This is a genomic window from Pseudomonas sp. FSO-7 (assembly GCF_059579345.1).
Map to the genome: position 1 here is coordinate 1,691,124 of NZ_CM184193.1, position 19,043 is coordinate 1,710,166.

16 protein-coding genes are annotated in these 19,043 nt (G+C 60.5%); 12 read left to right on the forward strand and 4 right to left on the reverse strand.

Annotation, left to right across the window (positions count from 1 at the left end; translation table 11 throughout):
• The first annotated feature begins 26 nt into the window (after positions 1–26).
• From AC515T_RS07480 to AC515T_RS07490, 3 genes are read left to right on the forward strand one after another with little or no spacing between them, the layout of a single operon-like run.
• Entirely contained in the window at positions 27–779 is a 753-nt protein-coding gene (locus AC515T_RS07480; RefSeq protein ID WP_496531990.1) for a 5-oxoprolinase subunit PxpA, read from the forward strand.
• On the forward strand, positions 776–1,480 hold the full coding sequence (gene pxpB, locus AC515T_RS07485; RefSeq protein WP_496531991.1) for a 5-oxoprolinase subunit PxpB: 705 nt from the start codon (positions 776–778) through the stop codon (positions 1,478–1,480). Before AC515T_RS07480 ends, pxpB begins: the two co-directional genes overlap by 4 nt.
• On the forward strand, positions 1,477–2,397 hold the full coding sequence (locus AC515T_RS07490) for a 5-oxoprolinase subunit C family protein (protein WP_496531992.1): 921 nt from the start codon (positions 1,477–1,479) through the stop codon (positions 2,395–2,397). Before pxpB ends, AC515T_RS07490 begins: the two co-directional genes overlap by 4 nt.
• A 105-nt stretch (positions 2,398–2,502) precedes the next feature.
• Here AC515T_RS07490 and AC515T_RS07495 read toward each other — a convergent pair whose 3' ends face one another.
• Positions 2,503–3,681, reverse strand: a complete 1,179-nt coding sequence (locus AC515T_RS07495; RefSeq protein ID WP_496531993.1) for a vWA domain-containing protein — start codon at positions 3,679–3,681, stop codon at positions 2,503–2,505.
• 34 nt (positions 3,682–3,715) lie between these two features.
• Entirely contained in the window at positions 3,716–4,561 is an 846-nt protein-coding gene (locus AC515T_RS07500) for an AAA family ATPase (protein ID WP_003184225.1), read from the reverse strand.
• A gap of 199 nt (positions 4,562–4,760) precedes the next feature.
• Between AC515T_RS07500 and AC515T_RS07505 the strand changes: the two genes are divergently transcribed.
• Together AC515T_RS07505 and AC515T_RS07510 are read left to right on the forward strand one after the other, a co-directional pair.
• A complete protein-coding gene (locus tag AC515T_RS07505) occupies positions 4,761–4,991 on the forward strand; it encodes a DUF4160 domain-containing protein (RefSeq protein WP_496533088.1) in 231 nt (76 codons plus the stop codon).
• Positions 4,979–5,479, forward strand: a complete 501-nt coding sequence (locus AC515T_RS07510; protein WP_496531994.1) for a DUF2442 domain-containing protein — start codon at positions 4,979–4,981, stop codon at positions 5,477–5,479. The genes AC515T_RS07505 and AC515T_RS07510 overlap by 13 nt, the downstream gene beginning before the upstream one ends.
• Here the strand turns inward: AC515T_RS07510 and AC515T_RS07515 are convergent.
• Complete coding sequence (locus AC515T_RS07515; protein WP_496531995.1) at positions 5,476–6,552, reverse strand: DUF748 domain-containing protein; 1,077 nt, start codon at positions 6,550–6,552, stop codon at positions 5,476–5,478. The genes AC515T_RS07510 and AC515T_RS07515 overlap by 4 nt on opposite strands.
• A gap of 147 nt (positions 6,553–6,699) precedes the next feature.
• Here AC515T_RS07515 and cysK point away from each other — a divergent pair, with 147 nt between their 5' ends.
• The 3 genes from cysK to AC515T_RS07530 all read left to right on the forward strand — a co-directional run bounded on the left by cysK (position 6,700) and on the right by AC515T_RS07530 (position 10,199).
• Positions 6,700–7,674 carry a cysteine synthase A gene (gene cysK / locus AC515T_RS07520; RefSeq protein ID WP_053120124.1) on the forward strand — a complete coding sequence of 325 codons (975 nt, stop codon included), beginning with the start codon at positions 6,700–6,702 and terminating at the stop codon, positions 7,672–7,674.
• Between the two features lie 384 nt (positions 7,675–8,058).
• The gene (locus AC515T_RS07525) at positions 8,059–8,997 is read left to right on the forward strand and encodes an aspartyl/asparaginyl beta-hydroxylase domain-containing protein (protein WP_496531996.1); all 939 of its coding nucleotides are present in this window, start codon (positions 8,059–8,061) and stop codon (positions 8,995–8,997) included.
• A gap of 338 nt (positions 8,998–9,335) precedes the next feature.
• Positions 9,336–10,199: a DMT family transporter gene (locus tag AC515T_RS07530; RefSeq protein ID WP_496531997.1), complete on the forward strand. Its 864-nt coding sequence runs from the start codon at positions 9,336–9,338 to the stop codon at positions 10,197–10,199.
• Between the two features lie 121 nt (positions 10,200–10,320).
• Here the strand turns inward: AC515T_RS07530 and AC515T_RS07535 are convergent, their stop codons facing one another.
• On the reverse strand, positions 10,321–11,229 hold the full coding sequence (locus AC515T_RS07535; protein WP_496531998.1) for a DMT family transporter: 909 nt from the start codon (positions 11,227–11,229) through the stop codon (positions 10,321–10,323).
• Positions 11,230–11,359: 130 nt separating this feature from the next.
• Between AC515T_RS07535 and aceK the strand changes: the two genes are divergently transcribed.
• From aceK to hrpA, 4 genes are all read left to right on the forward strand, one after another.
• Positions 11,360–13,081 carry a bifunctional isocitrate dehydrogenase kinase/phosphatase gene (gene aceK / locus AC515T_RS07540; RefSeq protein WP_496531999.1) on the forward strand — a complete coding sequence of 574 codons (1,722 nt, stop codon included), beginning with the start codon at positions 11,360–11,362 and terminating at the stop codon, positions 13,079–13,081.
• Between the two features lie 96 nt (positions 13,082–13,177).
• On the forward strand, positions 13,178–14,365 hold the full coding sequence (locus tag AC515T_RS07545) for an AAA family ATPase (RefSeq protein WP_496532000.1): 1,188 nt from the start codon (positions 13,178–13,180) through the stop codon (positions 14,363–14,365).
• A complete protein-coding gene (locus tag AC515T_RS07550) occupies positions 14,362–14,940 on the forward strand; it encodes a DUF4276 family protein (RefSeq protein WP_496532001.1) in 579 nt (192 codons plus the stop codon). The genes AC515T_RS07545 and AC515T_RS07550 overlap by 4 nt, the downstream gene beginning before the upstream one ends.
• A 79-nt stretch (positions 14,941–15,019) precedes the next feature.
• Complete coding sequence (gene hrpA / locus AC515T_RS07555; protein WP_496532002.1) at positions 15,020–18,931, forward strand: ATP-dependent RNA helicase HrpA; 3,912 nt, start codon at positions 15,020–15,022, stop codon at positions 18,929–18,931.
• The last annotated feature ends 112 nt before the right edge of the window (positions 18,932–19,043 follow it).

Sequence of the window (19,043 nt, forward strand, 5' to 3'; positions counted from 1 at the left end):
AGAAAGAACCTACAGGAGCGTTCACCGTGAACCGCCTGCTATTGAACTGCGACATCGGCGAGAGCTTCGGCAACTGGACCATGGGTCTGGACGCCGAGGTGATGCCCTTCATCGATTGCGCCAACATCGCCTGCGGCTTCCACGCCGGCGACCCGAGCATCATGCGCAAGACCGTCAGCCTGGCCCTGAGCCATGGCGTGCGGATCGGCGCGCACCCGGCCTATCAGGACCTGGCGGGCTTCGGCCGCCGCTCCATGGCCTATGGCGCCCAGGAGTTGCAGGACTTGCTGCACTACCAGATCGGCGCCCTCGACGGGATCTGCCGGGCCCAGGGCGGGCGGGTCAGCTATGTCAAACCCCATGGGGCGATGTACAACGACATGATGGCCAACCCGGCGCAATTGCGCGCGGTGATCCAGGCTGTCGCGGCCTATGATCGGCAACTGCCGCTGATGCTCATGGCGACCCGGGACAACAGCGCCGCCCAGACCCTGGGCGACGAGTACGGCCTGACCCTGTGGTTCGAAGCCTTTGCCGATCGCGCCTATGACAGTGCCGGTCGCCTGGTTTCGCGGCAAGCGCCGGGCGCGGTGCACCACGATCCCGAGGTCATTATCGGGCAGGCCCTGACCATCGCCCGTGGCGATGCGTTGACCGCCAGTGACGGCAGCGCCTTGCACCTGAAGGCCAATACCTTGTGCGTGCACGGTGACAACGCCAGCTCCGTGGCGGCCGTGCAACGCATCCGCGAAGCCCTGGACCGGCAGAGTGCGCCATGAAACCACGCTTGGAAGTGGTGGCGGTGGACTGCCTGATGGTGCGCCTGTTCGATGAGATCGCCGAGGCCAACATGCCCTGGATGCTCGCCGCCAGCGAGCGCCTGCGAGCGGTGTTTGCCGAGCATCTGATCGATCTGGTGCCGTCCTACACCACCTTGATGGTGCACTACGATTTGCTCGCCTTGACCCCGGCCCAGGCGCGCGAATTGATCGACGAGGCGCTGCACAACCTCTCCCCGGATGCCCAGTCCGCCGGCCAATGCCACGTACTGCCGGTGTGGTACGACCTTAGCGTCGGGCCGGAGTTGGAGCTGTTGGCGAGCCGCAGCGGCTTGACGGTCGCCCAGGTGATCCGTCGCCACAGCGAACGCGAGTACCAGGTGTTTGCCCTGGGTTTCGCACCCGGCTTCGCCTTTATGGGGTTGGTGGACGAAGAGTTGGCTGCACCGCGTCTCGACACACCGCGCAAGCGCGTGGCCGCGGGCAGCGTCGGCATTGCCGAACGCCAGACCGCGGCGTATCCGGTGGTGTCGCCCGGCGGCTGGAACCTGATCGGTCGCACCCCGGCCAAACTGTTTGATCGCGAGCGCGACGGCTACAGCCTGATGCAGCCGGGGGACACGGTACGTTTTACCCCCGTGGACCATGCCGAATTCATCGCCCTGGGTGGCGACGACACACCGTTGGAGGCCCAGGCATGAGCCGGTTGTTGATCGAGGCCAGCACCCCGCTGTGCCTGTTGCAGGACGCCGGCCGTTTCGGCGTGAGGCACCTGGGCGTGACCCAGGGCGGCGCGGCGGATTGGCTGTCGATGGCCTGGGCCAATTGGATGCTCGGCAATGGCCTGGACGCGGCGGTGGTGGAGATTACCCTTGGCGGCTTTACCGTGGTGGCCGAAGAGGATTGCGTGCTGGCGCTGGCCGGGGCGGACCTGGGCGCGCGGTTGGACGGCCAGGGCGTGGCGTCGTGGCGCTTCTTCAGCCTGCGCAAGGGCCAGGTGCTGGCGCTCACCCAGCCCGTGCTCGGTGCCCGGGCCTACCTGGCGGCCCCCGGCGGTTTCAATGCGCCGACAGTGCTGGGCAGCCGGGCGACGGTGGTGCGTGAGGAACTCGGTGGCCTGGATGGACGGGGACGGGCGCTGAGTCGCGGCGAGCACTTGAGCTATTCAGGCACGGCGACGCCTCGTCCCATGCCGCACACGCGGATTCCGGATTTCCAACAAGCGCAGCCGCTGGACCTGATCCTGGGGGCGCAGAATGGCGCGTTTAGCGGGCAGAGTCTGTTCGACGCGTTTAACACCCCGTGGACGCTGGACAGTCGCGCCGACCGGATGGGCATGCGGTTGCTGGGCACGGCGCTGGAATATCAGGGGCCGGCGATGATTTCCGAGGGTATTCCCCTTGGTGCCGTGCAGGTGCCGCCGGACGGCCAGCCGATCGTGCTGCTCAACGACCGGCAAACCATCGGTGGTTATCCACGCCTGGGCGCCTTGACCCCATTGGCCCTGGCCCGGCTGGCGCAGTGCCTGCCGGGGGCGCAGGTGCGGTTAAGGCCGGTGGTGCAGGAGGTTGCGCATCGGCAGCAGGTGGAGTGTTTGCGCAATTTTCTCGACCGCTAAAAGCATCGCGAGCAAGCTCGCTCCCACAGGGGGTCTTGTATACGACGAAGATCCAGTGTGGGAGCGAGCTTGCTCGCGATGAGGCCCTGAAGGGCACAGAAGATCTTACTTGGAAAGAAACCGCATCCCTTCCTCCAGCCCCCGCAAAGTCAGCGGATACATCCGGTCTTCCACCAACTCGCGCACGATGTTGGTCGAGGCGGTGTAACCCCAGGTGTCCTTGGGGTACGGATTGATCCAGACAAGCTTCTTGTACTTCTCCATGAAGCGCTGCATCCACACATAACCGGCTTCTTCGTTCCAGTGTTCGACACTGCCGCCGGCCTGGGTGATTTCATAGGGCGCCATGGCGGCATCACCGATGAAGATCACTTTGTAGTCGGCACCGTACTTGTGCAGCAAATCCTGGGTCGAGGTGCGCTCCGAGGTGCGGCGCAGATTGTTCTTCCACACCGATTCGTAGACGAAGTTGTGGAAGTAGAAGTACTCCAGGTGCTTGAACTCGGTCTTGCAGGCCGAGAACAGTTCTTCGCAGATCTTCACGTGGGCATCCATCGAGCCACCGATATCGAACAGCAGCAACAGCTTGACGGTGTTGCGTCGCTCCGGGCGCATCTGGATGTTCAAGAGGCCGGCGTCTCGGGCGGTGTGGTCGATGGTGCCGTCGATGTCCAGCTCTTCGGCCGCACCCTGGCGGGCGAACTTGCGCAGCCGGCGCAGGGCGATCTTGATGTTGCGGGTGCCCAATTCCACTTGGTCGTCGAGGTTCTTGTATTCGCGTTGGTCCCAGACCTTCACGGCCTTGCCCTGGCGCTTGCCGGCGTCGCCGACCCGGATGCCCTCGGGGTTGAAGCCGCCGGAGCCGAACGGGCTGGTGCCGCCGGTGCCGATCCACTTGTTGCCACCGGCATGGCGTTCCTTCTGTTCCTCCAGGCGCTTCTTGAATTCTTCGATCAACTTGTCCAGACCACCGAGGGACTGGATCTGCGCCCGTTCCTCGTCGGTCAGCGAGCGCTCGAACTCCTTGCGCAGCCAATCTTCGGGAATCAGCGCCTGGAGGTGATCGTCGAGTTTCTCCAGGCCGTTGAAGTACGCGGCGAACGCCCGGTCGAACTTGTCGAAATGCCGTTCGTCCTTCACCAGGATCGCCCTGGACAGGTAATAGAACTCGTCCATGTCGGCGAAGATCACCCGCTGTTTCAGGGCGTTGATCAGGTCCAGAAGTTCACGCACCGACACGGGCACCTTGGCGGCGCGCATCTCATTGAACAGGTTAAGCAGCATGGCAATCGCCCTCGCTCTTGTTGGACGAAGAGGATCAGCGAGTGCCGCGTCGGCTCATGAACGCCAGGCGCTCGAGCAATTGCACGTCCTGCTCGTTCTTGACCAGGGCCCCGGCCAGCGGCGGGATAGCCTTGGTCGGATCACGTTCGCGCAGCACCGCTTCGCCGATGTTGTCGGCCATCAGCAGCTTGAGCCAGTCCACCAGTTCGGAAGTGGAAGGCTTCTTCTTCAGGCCCGGCACCTTGCGCACGTCGAAGAACACGTCCAGGGCTTCGCTGACCAGGTCTTTCTTGATGTCCGGGTAATGCACATCGACGATTTTCTGCAGGGTGACGCGGTCGGGGAAGGCGATGTAGTGGAAGAAGCAGCGGCGCAGGAAGGCGTCGGGCAGTTCCTTTTCGTTGTTGGAGGTAATGATGATGATCGGGCGCTGCTTGGCCTTGATGGTTTCGTCGGTCTCGTAGACGTAGAACTCCATCTTGTCGAGTTCCTGCAGCAGGTCGTTGGGGAATTCGATGTCGGCCTTGTCGATTTCGTCGATCAGCAGGATCACCCGCTCCTCGGACTCGAACGCTTCCCAGAGCTTGCCTTTCTTCAGGTAGTTGCGCACGTCGTGGACTTTGTCCACGCCCAGTTGCGAGTCCCGCAGGCGGCTGACCGCGTCGTACTCGTACAGGCCCTGGTGGGCCTTGGTGGTGGACTTGATGTGCCAGGTGATCAGGCGCGCACCAAAGGACTCGGCCAGTTGTTCGGCCAGCATGGTCTTGCCGGTGCCTGGTTCGCCCTTGACCAGCAACGGCCGCTCCAGGGTGATGGCGGCGTTCACGGCCAGTTTCAGGTCATCGGTGGCCACGTAGGCGCTGGTGCCTTCGAACTTCATCTGCAATTTCCTCGAACGTGTCGCCGGCCCGGCGAGGCGGGGCGCGCGAAATAAATATCGTGCCCGACTATAACGCGAGGCCCCGCCGACTGTGAACGCAGACGCTGTATTCAGTCTCTGAATGGGGCGTCACATGTTGACTCAGTCTCGGCGCCTTGCCAGTATTGCGTATCGCCAATTTGGCGATACGCTCGGTGGCATGTCTACTAAATATCGATTCAGAGATACCTATCGCATTCAGTTGCGGGAAAGGGATCATCCTCCGCCCCATGTCCACCTCACGGGTGGCGGAGTGGATGTGGTCCTGAGCCTGGAAACCGTCGAAGTCATGATGAGGCGGGCGCCGCCATTGATCATCAAGGAAGCGCTGGACTGGGTCAGGGCTCATCAGGCGCAACTGCTGGAGGACTGGCAACGATGCTACCCATGAAACGGCCGCGGCTATTGGCCGTGCAGCCTGTATTGCCGTTCGGCCTGGACCTGACGTTCATCGACGGTCAGCTACTGAGGCTGGACTTGAGCGCCGATGTACAACGTTATCCCGGCTTGCAGCCTCTGTTGAAAGACGAAGCGTTTGCGGGCGCAATTTTGGGCGACGATGGCTGGAGCGTGGAATGGCCAGAACTGGATATCCAGATCGGTGCCGATACGTTGTATCTGGATGCACTGGCGCAGAACGCCGTGGACGAAAATACCCGCATCTTCATCGGTTGGCGTGCCCGCACCGGCCTGCCGCTGAGCCAGGCGGCTGAAGCGCTGGGGGTCAGTGCTCGCAGCATCAGCCGCTACAGCAGTGGCCGTGAGGCTGTGCCGCGTTCGTTGGCCCTGGCGTGCCTGGGCTGGGACTCGTTGCAACGTAAAGGCGCAAGTGTGGCGGCGGAACCGACCGGCCGTTACACCGTCACGCGCAAACCCTAGTCGGCCGCCGGCGGCGGTTGTTCATAACGGGCATTGAAGGCCTGGACGAAACCGTTGCGCAAGATCTGCAGGAAGGCTTCGAAGGCGCTGATGTCCTGCTGGTGAACATTGCCGCTGAGTTCCACCCGGGTGGCGAACTGGTTCTTGCGCTGGTTCTTGAGGGCTGTTTCGCCTGTGCCGACCAGCGCTTCCCAGACCGAGCGGAAGATGTTCTTGTTCTGGTTTTCCACGTCCTGCTGCCAGTCGAATACGTCGACATCGCGCAGCAGCGGCTTGATGTAGCCGCTGAGCCGGGCATTGTCGGCTTCGGCCTCGACCACCAGGTCGCCGTGGCCGGCATTGAAATCGAACTTGCCATAGGCCGCGGCGAAATCGTTCAGGCGCCTGAGCTCGATGTTCCTGGCCCGCAGGCGGAAGTCGAAATCTTCGAAATTGCTCAAGGGGTCGAAGGTGGCCTGCATTTCCAGGGGCGCATGTTCGGCCACCAGGGCCTTGCCTTCGAAGCGGGCGTCGCGCTTGCCTTCGGTGTCGACCACGTTGGTCAGGTTGTAGAAGCTGGCGTTGACGTCGGTGGCCCGCAGGTTGACCGGTGGCTTGGAGTTGAAATTACGAAAGGTGACCTTGCCATCCCTGATGCGCACTTCGTTGAAGGTGATGGGCAGCAGTTTTTCCAGTTGCTCGCGCCAGTTGGTGCCTTGACCGGTCTGGGAGTTCTGCCGGTTGGCTCCGCCGTCGACGAAGTTCACTTCGGGGCGGGCGAATTCCACCTCGGCCACCACCGCATGGTCGTACCACAGCGAGTGCCAGCTCACCGACAGGTCCACCAGCGGTGCGTTGACGAACGGCACCGGGACCTTGCCGTCGACCTTGACGATTTCCAGGCCGTTGATCCGGTAGGCACCGCGCCACAGGGCCAGGTCCACGTCGGTGACCTGACCGCGATAATCGCCCATGTTGGCCAGTTTATCGTTCAGGTAGTCGCGTACCAGGTAAGGCAGGGTGAAGTGCAGGGCCACGAGCACCGCGACGAGGGTGGCGAACACCCACAGTGGCCAGCGGTATCGACGCTTCATGTCAGTCAGTCTCCAGCGTTTGTTGGGGGAGCGCCTCCTAATGCCATTGACTGTCGCAACAACGGGAACGTTCGGTGCAACTGGACGCCTTTGGGCAACAGGCATACCTTTAAAGGCTTAAATTCTCGCCGCATCAAGGACCCAGCCATGAGCCGCATATTCGCTGACAACGCCCATTCCATCGGCAATACGCCATTGGTACAGATCAACCGCATTGCGCCGCGCGGTGTGACCATCCTGGCCAAGATCGAGGGGCGCAACCCCGGGTATTCGGTCAAGTGCCGGATCGGCGCGAACATGATCTGGGACGCTGAAAGCTCGGGCAAACTCAAGCCGGGCATGACCATCGTCGAACCGACTTCGGGCAACACCGGGATCGGCCTGGCGTTCGTGGCCGCCGCCCGTGGCTACAAACTGATGCTGACCATGCCTGCCTCCATGAGCATCGAGCGCCGCAAGGTGCTCAAGGCCCTGGGGGCGGAGCTGGTGCTCACCGAACCGGCGAAGGGCATGAAGGGGGCCATCGAGAAGGCCGCCGAGATCCTGGCCAGCGATCCGTCCAAATACTTCATGCCGCAGCAGTTCGATAACCCGGCGAACCCGGCGATCCACGAAAAGACCACCGGCCCGGAAATCTGGAACGACACCGATGGCGCAGTGGACGTGCTGGTGGCGGGCGTGGGCACCGGCGGAACCATTACCGGCGTTTCGCGGTATATCAAGAACACCTGCGGCAAACCGATTCTGTCGGTGGCGGTCGAGCCTGAGGTTTCGCCGGTGATTACCCAGGCGATGGCGGGCCATGAGATCAAGCCCAGCCCCCACAAGATCCAGGGGATTGGCGCCGGGTTCGTGCCGAAGAACCTCGATCTGTCGATCGTCGACCTGGTCGAGCGGGTCACTGACGACGAGTCCAAGGCCATGGCCCTGCGCTTGATGCAGGAGGAAGGCATCCTCTGCGGCATTTCCTGTGGCGCGGCGATGGCCGTGGCCGTGCGCCTGGCGGAAAAACCGGAAATGCAGGGCAAGACCATTGTGGTGATCCTGCCGGATTCGGGCGAGCGGTACTTGTCGAGCATGCTGTTCAGTGATCTGTTTACCGAGCAGGAGACTCAGCAGTAATCGTGAATTCACAGGTGTAACGAGAACGCTTTTGTGGCGAGGGAGCTTGCTCCCGCTCGACTGCGAAGCAGGCGCCCGGCATTTAACGCGGGTCATCAAATCGCAGGGGCGCGCTCCGCACGCCAGCGGGAGCAAGCTCCCTCGCCACAAGAGCTTGACGAGGCGCCTGTCACAAGAGACTGTCAGATAGCATTTGAACAGGTTGTTTCACCGGCGTCAGCCAAGGTTCAGCTGGCGCCTGTTAGAAAGTGTTTATTGCGTTTCACTCAACAGAGAATGTTGCGTCAGACGGTTTTTACCCGGGCCATGAGTGTTTAACATGGCCCTTGGCTACGTCGGGCAGTAGGCGTTGCGTCAGTTGTTTTTGGACAAGGAGTTGTAAAAATGACCGTTTCGTTTGTCGCCAAGGCCTCGGTGTTGCTGTTGTTTTTGGGCAGTACCCTTTATGTGCATTTGCGTGGCAAGGCGCGTTTGCCAGTGTTGCGCCAGTTCGTCAACCACTCGGCGCTGTTCGCCCCCTATAACGCCTTGATGTACCTGTTCTCCGGCGTGCCCTCGAAGCCTTACCTGGATCGCAGCAAGTTTCCCGAGCTGGATGTGCTCAAGGACAACTGGCAAGTCATTCGCGACGAGGCCATGCACCTGTTCGACGAGGGGTACATTCGTGCCGCCGAGAAGAACAACGACGCCGGTTTCGGTTCGTTCTTCAAGAAGGGGTGGAAGCGTTTCTACCTCAAGTGGTACGACAAACCGCTGCCGTCCGCCGAGTTGCTTTGTCCCAGGACGGTCGAGCTGGTCAACCGGATCCCCAACGTCCGGGGCGCGATGTTTGCCCTGTTGCCCGGTGGCAGCCATCTGAATCCACATCGAGACCCCTTCGCCGGTTCGTTGCGTTATCACCTGGGGCTGTCCACGCCCAATTCCGATGACTGCCGGATCTTCGTCGACGGTCAGATCTACGCCTGGCGCGACGGCGAAGACGTCATGTTCGATGAGACCTATGTGCACTGGGTCAAGAACGAAACCCCACAGACCCGCGTCATCCTGTTCTGCGATGTCGAGCGGCCCTTGAAAAGCCGGCTGATGACGCGCCTCAACCGCCGCATCAGCGCGTTCCTCGGCCGCGCCACCGCGCCGCAGAACCTGGAGGATGAACACGTCGGCGGCATCAACCGGGCCTATGCCTGGAGCAAGTCGTTCAGTGACGGCATCAGCGGCCGGGTCAAGCAGTTCAAACGCAAACATCCCAAGGCCTACCGGGTCATGCGACCGGTGCTGGCGGTGGCGGTGCTGACGGCGCTTGGCTATTGGTTGTTCGTTTAAACATTGCGTAGTCCATCGGGCGCTGGTTATAGTCAGCGCTCTTCGGGTTTTCGAACCCACCCTTCAAGAGATCGGCTCATGCCTGCATCCCCTGTCATCGCGGTCGTGGTTCCAGCGTTCAACGCTGGCGTCGTGCCGTGTGGGAATCAGCAGCCTGCGCAGATCGGTCAATACCCCCCACCTGTCAGTAGCTCATCGGTGTACGCCGTCGTATCACCGCCGGGTGTTGGCATTCAGGGCTGATCGGCAACGGTTGCCATCCCCTGTGCCCGCCGGAAAAAACTACTGGACTTCAGCTTCGGCTGAGTTGGCTTTTTGCCTGACTACAGGTGGTATCCATGTTTTCCCTTTCCAAAAACGCCTTATTGGCGGCGGCTTCCACGAGCCTGTTCGTTTTGCTGTGGAGCAGCGGAGCGATCTTTTCCAAACTGGGCCTGGCCCACGCTTCACCCTTCGCTTTTCTGCTGATCCGTTTTGCCATCGCGCTGTTCGCGCTGGTGCTGTTGATTCCGTTGCTCAAGTTCAAGCTGCCCAGGACCGGCAAGCCGATGCTGTACGCGGTGACCACCGGGCTGGTGCTGCTGGGCGCCTATCAGATTTTTTATCTGCTGGCGCTGCAAATGAGTGTCACACCCGGGGTCATGGCCACCCTGATGGGGGTGCAACCGATCCTGACCGTGGTGCTCATGGAACGTCAGCGTTCCTGGTCGCGGCTGTTTGGCCTGGTGCTGGGTTTGGTCGGGTTGGTCATGGTGGTGTACCAGGGCATCGGCCTGGCCGGCATGTCCCTGGCGGGGATGGTGTGCGGGTTGCTGGCCCTGGTGAGCATGACGGCCGGTTCCATCATGCAGAAGCGCATCACCGATAACCCCCTGGGCACGCTGCCGGTGCAGTACCTGGCCGGATTGGTGCTGTGCGCGGTGTTTGTGCCGTTCCAGCCGTTTCACTTCGAATACAGCACGGGGTTCTTCGTGCCGGTGTTGTGGATGGGGCTGGTGGTATCGGTGCTGGCGACGTTGCTGCTGTACCGGCTGATCGCCCGTGGCAACCTGGTGAATGTCACCAGCCTGTTCTACCTGGTGCCGGCGGTGACGGCGATCATGGACTACCTGGTGTTCGGCAACCGGCTGGCGTTGTTGAGCTTGCTGGGGATGGTGCTGATCATCGTGGGGCTGGTGTTTGTGTTTCGTAAAAGTCGCTAGCCCTTAGCTATTGGCTGGCTGTACCACCGCTATCGCGAGCAAGCTCGCTCCCACAGGATTATGCACAGCCCTTTGTGGGAGCGAGCTTGCTCGCGATGGCATTTTTAACCGCACCGATGAACTACCGGGCAGACGCTTCAGCCGGCTTCGCGACTGAAGGCTTCAACACCAACCACAACGCCGCTGCAATCAACACCCCGCCATACAAATGCGCCATCCCCAACGGCTCATCCAGCAGCAACGCCCCCCACAACACGCCGAACGGCGGGATCAGGAACGTCACGGTCATGGATTTGACCGGACCGATGGAACTGAGCAAGCGGAAGTACAAGATGTACGCCAGCGCGGTGCACACCAGGCCCAGCCCCAGCAGTGACAACCAGACGCTCCAACCACCCCAGCTGGCCGGCGGCTGGCTGATGACGCTGTAGCCAAACAGCGGCAGCAAGAACACCGTGGCGCCAAACATGCTGCCCAGGGCCGAGAGACGGCTGTCCAGGCCACCTTGGTGATCGAGCCAGCGGCGGGTGAGGAAACCGGCAAAGCCGTAGCAGGTCGTGGCCAGCAGGCAGGCGAGGGCGCCCATCAACAATTGCAGGTCGAACGCCACCGGGCCGGCGCGGGTCAGGATGCCAACGCCGAGCAGCCCCAGGAAGACGCCGCTGACCTTGGCCAGGGTCAGTTGCTCGCTGAAGAACAAGCCGCCGATCAACACGCCCATCAATGGCGTGGTGGCGTTGAAGATCGCCGAGTAACCGGCCGGCAGCACCTGGGCCGCCAGCGAATAGAACGTGGCCGGAATGCCCGAGTTGATCAGGCCCAGCCCCATCACGACTTTGAGCTTGCCTCGAAAATTCCAGTCGACGCGCATCAGGGCCAGGATCACCAGCAGCCCGACGAAGGCGATGGACACACGAAAGAACGCGGTGGGGATGGTGCCAATGACGGGGGCGATGATGCGCATGAACAGGAAGCTGGCCCCCCAGATGGCGGCCAGTGACAGTAAACGCAGGATATCGACGAGGTTCACGAGCCACTCCTTCCTTGATGGGCTGGCAAGTGTCGCCGCCTTGCATAGCGATGGCAATGGTTGCGTTGCCGCGTGATTGGCCTCTAAGCTCAGTCGCCAATAACAAGCATGACCCGCCGAGGTTTACCCTATGCCGCAGCCATGGCCCGCCACCGAAATCGCCCGTTCGATCCTCGACGGCTTCGACGATTATCGTGAGCATTTCCGGCAGATCACCGACGGTGCCCGCGCCCGGTTCGAGCAGGCCCGGTGGCTGGAGGCCCAGGCGGCGTCGGCGGCGCGGATCAATTTGTATGAAGAAAAAGTCTTCGAAACCGTCGCCAAGCTGCACAAGGCCTTCGATGACGAAACACTGATGGACGTGGGCTGCTGGCCACTGGTCAAAAGTGCCTACATCAGCCTGATCGACCTGCGCTTCGACGATGAACTGTCGGAAACCTGGTACAACTCGATCTTCTGCGGGCTGTTCAGCCACGACCTGATCAGCGATGGCACCATGTTCATCCACACCACCCGGCCCAGCCTGCGCCGGGCTCGCGCCGCCCAGACCCGCACCTACAAGCCCCAGGGACAGTTGGACCGGATGCTGGCGAGCGTATTCGCCGACTACCGTTTCAGCGAGGATTACGCCGATTTGCCGGGCGACCTGCAGCGCCTCGAAGCGCAGTTGCGCGAGAACCTGCCGGACTGGGTCTGCAAGGACCCGGAACTGACGGTGGAGCTGTTTTCCTCGGTGCTCTACCGCAATAAGGGTGCCTACCTGGTGGGCCGGATCTACACCCGCGATGACCAATGGCCGCTGGTGATTCCGCTGCTGCACCGCGAAGGTCGGGGTATCCAGATCGATGCGCTGATCACCGACGAGGCGCAGGTGTCGATCATCTTCTCCTTCACCCGCTCGTACTTCATGGTGGACGTGCCGGTGCCGGCGGAATTCATCGGCTTTCTCAAGCGCATCCTGCCGGGCAAGCACATCGCCGAGTTGTACACCTCCATCGGTTTCTACAAGCACGGCAAGTCCGAGTTCTACCGGGCGCTGATCAACCATCTGGCGAATACCGATGACCAGTTCATCATGGCCCCGGGGGTGCGCGGGATGGTCATGAGCGTGTTCACCCTGCCGGGCTTCAACACGGTGTTCAAGATCATCAAGGACCGTTTCTCACCGTCGAAAAACGTCGACCGGGCCACGGTGATCGAGAAGTACCGGCTGGTGAAAAGCGTCGACCGGGTCGGGCGCATGGCCGATACCCAGGAGTTCGCCGATTTCCGCTTTCCCTTGAGCAAGTTCGAGCCGGCCTGCCTGGAGGAACTGTTGGAAGTGGCGCCGTCCACGGTGTCGGTGGAAGGCGAGACAGTGTTGATTCGCCACTGCTGGACCGAACGGCGGATGACGCCATTGAACCTCTATCTGGAAAACGCCAACCCGGACCAGGTGCGCGAGGCGCTGGAAGACTATGGCCTGGCGATCAAGCAACTGGCGGCGGCCAATATCTTCCCCGGCGACATGCTGCTCAAGAACTTCGGGGTGACCCGCCACGGTCGCGTGGTGTTCTACGACTACGATGAAATCTGCTTCCTCACCGAAGCCAACTTCCGCCACATCCCCGAGCCCCGTACCCCGGAAGACGAAATGGCCTCCGAGCCCTGGTATTCCATCGGGCCGCTGGACGTCTTCCCCGAAGAGTTCCCGCCGTTCCTGTTCGCCGACGCGGGGCAGCGCAAGCTGTTCGACCAGTTGCACGGTGAGTTGTACAACGCCGATTACTGGAAAGGCCTGCAGGAGGCGATCCGGGCGGGGAAGGTGATCGATGTGTTCCCGTATCGGCGCAAGGACCTGGACAGCGAATGAAGAAATAAGGTCTCTCAGTGAAAAATAGCAATTATTTGAATGGTCTGTGACAATGCCCCAGCTAATCAGGCGGCAATGCAAAAGTTTGAGGTACCTATGAAGATTGAGTCAATTAGGTTAAAGAATTTTAAAGTTTTTCGTGATGTGCATTTGAAAGATATCCCACCTTTTTTAATTGTGGTAGGGGCAAATGGTGCTGGGAAGACCTCTCTTTTTGATGTCTTCGGTTTTCTGCATGATTGTTTGAAGGGGAATGTTAGACAGGCATTAGATAGTCGCGGTCGATTTCGAGAAGTTATTAGTAGGGATAGCGATGGTGACACAATTTTAATAGAGATTCAGTACCGTATGCCTATTGCTGGCGTGAATCGTTTGGTTACGTATTCTCTGGAAATAGGCGAAAAAAATAATATTCCTTATGTGAAAAGAGAAATACTTCGTTATAAGCGAGGGCGTTATGGTAGTCCTTATCGTTTTCTGGACTTTGAAAATGGTCAAGGATTTGCTATTACTAACGAGGAAGAATTTCAACGTTCTGATGAGGATCTTGATCGTGAATATCAATCGGTCGCTTCTGATACCTTGGCTATTAAAGGATTGGGGCAGTTTGAGCGATTTAAGGCGGCAAATGCTTTTCGTCAGTTGATTGAGCAATGGCATGTTTCGGATTTTCATATTAACTCTGCTCGGGGACGGAAAGAGCCGTCGGGAGATTCGGAGCATCTATCTGAGTCTGGGGATAATTTGCCGTTGGTTGCTCGGTATATGTTTGAGCAGCATCCCGAGCAGTTTAAGAAAATTCTGAATACGATGTCGAAAAGAGTCCCTGGGGTAAAGACTATTGAGCCGCTATTGACCGCCGATGGATATTTAACTCTACGATTTCAGGATGGGGCTTTTAAAACTCCATTTTTAGATCGTTATGTTTCGGACGGAACCATCAAGATGTTCGCTTACATGGTGCTCCTGCACGACCCTGCGCCCCATCCTTTGTTGTGTGTTGAGGAACCGGAGAACCAGCTTTATCCAACGTTAATGCAGGAACTGGCAGAAGAGTTTCGTGCTTACGCCTTACGTGGTGGGCAGGTCCTAGTTTCAACACATTCACCAGATTTCTTGAATGCTGCTGAGCTTGACGAGGTCTGCTGGCTGGTTAAGAAGGAAGGCGGAACCGAAGTTCGGCGAGCTAAGGATGATCCTCAAATTGTTGCCTATATGGCTGAAGGAGATCAGTTAGGCTACTTGTGGAAGCAGGGATTTTTTGAGGGAGCTGATCCTCAATGAGAAAAGAGCTGGTTTTTTTGCTGGAAGAGCGTTCTGCTAAGGTGATGCTAGAAAGCCTGCTACCCAGGATGCTAGATGAACAAATTGGATTTAAGCTGATCGCATTCGAGGGCAAGCAAGATCTAGAAAAACGTATGACGATGCGTATGAGAGGGTATTTGAATGCTGAAGCCCGATTTATTGTAATGCGAGATCAGGACAGTGATCCGAACTGCGTGACTTTGAAATCCAGGCTGATTGCGAAGTGTCGAGAGTCAGGCAGGGGAGATGTTAGCTTGGTTCGATTGGCTTGCCGTGAATTGGAAACTTTCTATCTTGCTGATCTAAAAGCAGTAGAGAAAGCTCTTGATATAAAAGGGTTGGGTGTGAAACAGCAAGTCGCTAAATTTCGAAATCCTGATAATCTGGTGTCTCCTAGCCATGAATTGAAAATTTTAAGTAAGCAGCGATATGAGAAAATCAGTGGCTCTCGAGAAATAGGGCGTCATTTGACAGTTGATAATGTTCGTTCTGATAGTTTTCGAAATTTGATTCAAGGGATAAAGCGATTGGAGCAGGAGCTTCTCGCATTGTAAGTGGTAATGTTGTCTCATATATTCACTTCATGTTGTAAATATTTGCCGGTTCCATCCTCCTTAAGACCTTGCGTACCTGATGACTGACCAAGCCCCCGCTATCGACAAGCTGCTGAAAAACCTCGACCACGCCATGCTCGCCGACCGTCACCGGTTGCGGCGGCAGTTGCTCGAGCTGCGCAAGAAGCCCGACGAGGCCAAGCTGGCCCAGTGGGTGACGCGCATGCAGGCGTCGTGCGACCAGGTGCTGGCGCGCAAGGCGAGCCTGCCGGTGATCCGCTACGACGATAACCTGCCGATCGCCGCCAAGCGCGACGAAATCAAGGAGGCGCTGCTCAAGCACCAGGTGCTGATCATCGCTGGCGAGACCGGCTCGGGCAAAACCACGCAATTGCCGAAGATCTGCCTGGAAATCGGTCGCGGCCAGCATGGCTTGATCGGCCACACCCAACCGCGCCGGATCGCCGCCCGCAGCGTCGCAAGTCGGGTGGCCGAGGAGCTGGCCACGCCGCTGGGGGCGCTGGTGGGTTATCAGGTGCGCTTTGAAGACCAGAGCGACGCCAACACCCTGATCAAGCTGATGACCGACGGCATCCTGCTGGCCGAGACCCAGAATGACCGCTACCTCGAGCGCTACGACACGATCATTGTCGACGAAGCCCACGAACGCAGCCTGAACATCGACTTCCTGCTCGGCTACCTCAAGACCCTGCTGCCGCGTCGCCCGGACCTGAAAGTCATCATCACCTCGGCGACCATCGACCTGGAGCGTTTCTCCAAGCACTTCGATGACGCGCCGATCGTCGAAGTCTCCGGTCGCACCTTCCCGGTGGAGACCTGGTATCGCCCGTTGACCCTGGAGCAGGACGAGGAGGGCAACCGGGTCGAGGACGACTTGACCGTCGACCAGGCGATCCTCGCCACCCTCGATGAAATCGCCGCCTACGAGCGCAGCGAGCGCCGCAGCCCCGGGGATGTGCTGGTGTTCCTGCCGGGGGAGCGGGAGATTCGCGACGCGGCGGAAATGCTGCGCAAGGCCCAGCTCAAGCACACCGAGATCTTGCCGTTATATGCGCGATTGTCCCCGGCCGAGCAACAACGGATCTTCCAATCCCACCCGGGCCGTCGGGTGGTGCTGGCGACCAACGTCGCTGAAACCTCGCTCACCGTGCCGGGAATCCGCTACGTGATCGACAGCGGTACCGCACGCATCAGTCGCTACAGCTATCGGGCCAAGGTCCAGCGCCTGCCCATCGAGGCCATTTCCCAGGCCAGCGCCAACCAGCGCAAGGGCCGCTGCGGACGGGTGGAGCCGGGGATTTGCGTGCGGCTGTACAGCGAGGAGGATTTTCTTGGGCGGCCGGAGTTCACTGACCCGGAGATCCTGCGCACCAACCTGGCGGCGGTGATCCTGCAGATGCTGCACCTGCGCCTTGGCGAGATCACCGATTTCCCGTTCATCGAGCCGCCGGATGGCAAGGCCATCAGCGACGGTTTCAACCTGCTGCAAGAACTCTCGGCGGTGGACCGCAACAGCCAGTTGACGCCGTTGGGTCGGCAGTTGGCGCGCCTGCCGGTGGACCCGCGCATGGGTCGTATGCTGCTGGAAGCGGCGAAGCTGGGCAGTTTGCAGGAAGTGTTGATCGTCGCCAGCGCCATGTCGATCCAGGACCCGCGCGAGCGTCCGCCGGAACGCCAGCAAGCGGCCGACCAGGCCCACGCTCAATGGAAGGATGCGGACTCGGACTTCGCCGGGCTGGTCAATTTGTGGCGCGGTTTCGAAGAGCAGCGCCAGGCCCTGACCGCCAGCCCGTTGCGCAACTGGTGCCGCAAGAATTTCCTCAACTACCTGCGCCTGCGCGAGTGGCGCGATTCCCATCGCCAGTTGAGCTTGATCTGCCGCGACATGCAGTTGAGCCTCAACAAAGACCCGGCCGACTACCCGAAGCTGCACAAAGCGGTGCTCTCGGGTCTGCTCAGTCAGATCGGCCAGAAAACCGAAGACGGCGATTACCTCGGCGCCCGTCAGCGGCGGTTCTGGGTCCACCCCTCGTCGGGCCTGGGCAAGAAGCGCCCGCAGTGGCTGATGACCGCCGAGCTGGTGGAAACCACCAAGCTCTACGCGCGCATGGTGGCCAAGATTGAACCGGACTGGATCGAACCGCTGGCCGGGCACCTGATCAAGAAAAACCACTTCGAACCCCATTGGGAGAAGAAGCGCGGGCAAGTGGTGGCCTATGAGCAGATCACCCTGTTCGGGCTCATCGTCGTCGGTCGGCGGCCGGTGCACTACGGGCCGGTGGACCCGGTGGTGTCGCGGGAGCTGTTCATCCGCGAGGCGCTGGTGCGCGGCGAGATCCAGTCCAAGGCCAAGTGCCTGGGCGCCAATACCCGCTTGCTGGAGCAACTCGACGAACTGGAAGCCAAGGCCCGCCGCCGCGACATCCTGGCGGACGAGGAAACCCTGTTTGCGTTCTACGACGCGCGTTTGCCGGCGGAGATCCATCAGACCGCGACGTTCGACAGCTGGTACCGGATCAACAGCCAGAAAGACCCGCAATTGCTGATCATGCGCGAGGAAGACGTGCTGGCCCGCGAAGCCAGCGAGGTCACCGCCACGCAGTACCCCGACACCTTGCGCGTCGGTGACCTGACCTTGCCGCTGAGCTATCACTTCGAGCCCAACCACCCTCGCGACGGGGTGACGTTGCGGGTACCGGCGCCGCTGCTGCCAATGCTGCCGCCGGAACGCCTGGAATGGCTGGTGCCGGGGATGATCGAGGCCAAGTGCATCGCCCTGGTGCGCAACCTGCCCAAGGCCTTGCGCAAGAACTTCGTGCCGGTACCGGATTTCGTCAAGGCGGCGCTGCAACGCATCACCTTCGCTGAGGGCTCGTTGCCGCAATCCCTGGGCCGCGAACTGCTGCGCATGACCGGTGCGCGGGTCAGCGACGAAGCCTGGGCCGAGGCGGCCCAACAGGTGGAAAGCCATCTGCGCATGAACCTGGAAATCGTCGACGGCCAGGGCAAGTTCCTCGGCGAGGGCCGCGACCTGGCCGAGTTGACGGCACGCTTTGCCGAAGCCAGCCAGGCGGCATTGGCCGTGCCGCAAACGGCGAAAAGCCAGGCACCGGTAGAGGCGAAAGTCTTCGCGCCGGTGGCCGAAAAAACCCAGCAGAAGATCGCCGGGCTGTCGATGACGGTCTATCCGGCGCTGGTGGAAGAGGGCGGCGTGGTCAAGGAAGGACGTTTCCCGACCCCGGCCGAAGCCGAATTCCAGCATCGCCGCGCCTTGCAGCGCTTGCTCATGCAGCAATTGGCCGAATCGGCGAAGTTCCTGCGCGGCAAGCTGCCGGGGCTGACGGAACTGGGCCTGCTGTACCGCGACTTGGGCCGCATCGACGGCCTGGTGGAAGACATCCTGCTCGCCAGCCTCGACAGCTGCGTACTCGAAGGTGAAGCGAGCCTGCCCCGTGACGGTGCTGCCTTGGCCGCCCTGGCCGAGCGCAAGCGCGGCGGCTGGACCGAACACGCCGAACGCCTGGCGAGGCTGACCCTGGACATCCTCAAGCTCTGGCACGGCCTGCAAAAACGCTTCAAGGGCAAGATCGACCTGGCCCAGGCCGTGGCGCTGAACGACATCAAGCAGCAACTCAGCCACCTGGTGTACCCGGGCTTCGTGCGGGAAACCCCGCATCAGTGGCTCAAGGAACTGCCGCGCTACCTCAAGGCCATCGAGCAGCGCTTCGAGAAGCTGGGCAGCCAGGTGCAGAAAGACCGGGTCTGGAGCGGCGAACTGTCGAACCTCTGGGCCCAATACCAGGCCCGCGCCAGCAAGCACGCCCAGGAAGGCAAGCGCGACCCGCAACTGGAGCTGTACCGCTGGTGGCTGGAGGAATACCGGGTGTCGCTGTTCGCCCAGCAACTGGGCACCAAGGTGCCGATTTCCGATAAGCGCCTGGGCAAGCAGTGGGGGTTGGTGGAGGGTTGATCAGACAGATTGGGTAACACCACATATCCCCTGTGGGAGCGAGCAAGCTCGCTCCCACAGGGTAGGGTGTTGCAGTGAATGGAGAATGGGCCAAACCCCAGCGTTTATGGCA

What these genes read in the sequence shown, in the direction of transcription:
- AC515T_RS07530 (WP_496531997.1), top strand. Translation starts at nt 9,336, where the DNA reads ATGTTTTCCCTTTCCAAAAACGCCTTATTGGCGGCGGCTTCCACGAGC.
- AC515T_RS07505 (WP_496533088.1), top strand. Translation starts at nt 4,761, where the DNA reads ATGTCTACTAAATATCGATTCAGAGATACCTATCGCATTCAGTTGCGG.
- cysK (WP_053120124.1), top strand. Translation starts at nt 6,700, where the DNA reads ATGAGCCGCATATTCGCTGACAACGCCCATTCCATCGGCAATACGCCA.
- aceK (WP_496531999.1), top strand. Translation starts at nt 11,360, where the DNA reads ATGCCGCAGCCATGGCCCGCCACCGAAATCGCCCGTTCGATCCTCGAC.
- AC515T_RS07495 (WP_496531993.1), bottom strand. Translation starts at nt 3,681, where the DNA reads ATGCTGCTTAACCTGTTCAATGAGATGCGCGCCGCCAAGGTGCCCGTG.
- AC515T_RS07500 (WP_003184225.1), bottom strand. Translation starts at nt 4,561, where the DNA reads ATGAAGTTCGAAGGCACCAGCGCCTACGTGGCCACCGATGACCTGAAA.
- pxpB (WP_496531991.1), top strand. Translation starts at nt 776, where the DNA reads ATGAAACCACGCTTGGAAGTGGTGGCGGTGGACTGCCTGATGGTGCGC.
- AC515T_RS07510 (WP_496531994.1), top strand. Translation starts at nt 4,979, where the DNA reads ATGCTACCCATGAAACGGCCGCGGCTATTGGCCGTGCAGCCTGTATTG.
- AC515T_RS07525 (WP_496531996.1), top strand. Translation starts at nt 8,059, where the DNA reads ATGACCGTTTCGTTTGTCGCCAAGGCCTCGGTGTTGCTGTTGTTTTTG.
- AC515T_RS07545 (WP_496532000.1), top strand. Translation starts at nt 13,178, where the DNA reads ATGAAGATTGAGTCAATTAGGTTAAAGAATTTTAAAGTTTTTCGTGAT.
- AC515T_RS07550 (WP_496532001.1), top strand. Translation starts at nt 14,362, where the DNA reads ATGAGAAAAGAGCTGGTTTTTTTGCTGGAAGAGCGTTCTGCTAAGGTG.
- hrpA (WP_496532002.1), top strand. Translation starts at nt 15,020, where the DNA reads ATGACTGACCAAGCCCCCGCTATCGACAAGCTGCTGAAAAACCTCGAC.
- AC515T_RS07515 (WP_496531995.1), bottom strand. Translation starts at nt 6,552, where the DNA reads ATGAAGCGTCGATACCGCTGGCCACTGTGGGTGTTCGCCACCCTCGTC.
- AC515T_RS07490 (WP_496531992.1), top strand. Translation starts at nt 1,477, where the DNA reads ATGAGCCGGTTGTTGATCGAGGCCAGCACCCCGCTGTGCCTGTTGCAG.